Here is a 260-nt window from a genome sequence, read left to right as displayed (position 1 = left end):
ATCATCCACAATCGTACATAGCGATGACGTCACTTGCTGACCCATTTTGCCAGAGAATACCGACGACTCTTTGCGGTTGAAATCCCCTTCTAAACCGTGACCTACCGCTTCATGCAGCAGTACGCCCGGCCAACCAGAACCAAGAACTACAGGCATCATACCTGCAGGTGCAGCTTCTGCTTCTAGGTTAACTAACGCCATACGGATGGCTTCGTCCGCGAAGTGGAAGGCTTGCTTCACACCATCTGTTTCAGACAAGA

1 protein-coding gene is annotated in these 260 nt (G+C 50.8%); it reads right to left on the bottom strand.

The features are described from left to right. Positions 1 to 260: metallopeptidase TldD-related protein (locus tag R7E78_RS28160; RefSeq protein WP_318058888.1), on the bottom strand; the 260-nt coding region annotated here is incomplete at both ends.

The organism is Vibrio sp. YT-19(2023), from assembly GCF_033337395.1.
This window is presented reverse-complemented; position numbering and strand designations above follow the sequence as displayed.